The 677-nt window shown below is 43.6% G+C and carries 1 protein-coding gene; it reads left to right on the forward strand.

The features are described 5' to 3' along the window. On the forward strand, positions 1–677 hold a 677-nt coding region (locus tag N2K84_RS20180), incomplete at both ends, for a primase-helicase family protein (RefSeq protein ID WP_282593641.1).

Raw genomic sequence — 677 nt, forward strand, 5'->3', positions numbered from 1 at the left:
TGCATTATTCCCGATCATGTTCACTATCGACAGGTACATGGAACGTATCTCAACCAGTATGAACCGGTGAGTTATGTGCCGTCTCCGGGAGACTTTCCCCATATCCGGCATTTTCTTAACCACATTTTTGAGGAACAAATTGAAACCGGCCTGGATTATCTTCAAATTCTCTACACCCGGCCTGCACAAATGTTGCCGATTCTGCTATTGGTTTCCAACGAACGGAATACGGGGAAAACGACCTTTCTGCGTTTTTTGAAAATGATTTTCGGAAAAAATGCGACGTTCAATACTAACGAAGATTTCCGGAGCCAGTTCAATGCCGATTGGGCCAACCGTCTGTTGGTGCTGGTTGATGAACTGCTTCTGAACAAGATGGAAGACACGGAGAAAATCAAAAACCTCTCAACAGCCGGCGATTATAAAATTGAAGCTAAAGGCAAAGACCGAAGGGAGATTGAGTTTTTCGCCAAATTTGTTCTTTGCTCCAACAACGAGCGAAATCCGATTATTATTCCCAGGGAAGAAGTCCGGTTTTGGGTACGAAAAATCAACCGGGTTGAAAAGGACAATATCCGTCTTCGGGAATTAATGGCCAAAGAGATTCCTCATTTCCTGCATTTTCTTCTTCACAGAAAACTCGCTGCAAAAAATGAATCCCGAATGTGGTTCAATCC

Origin of the sequence: Gaoshiqia sediminis (assembly GCF_025907915.1) — a bacterium.
GTDB classification, from domain to species: domain Bacteria; phylum Bacteroidota; class Bacteroidia; order Bacteroidales; family Prolixibacteraceae; genus Gaoshiqia; species Gaoshiqia sediminis.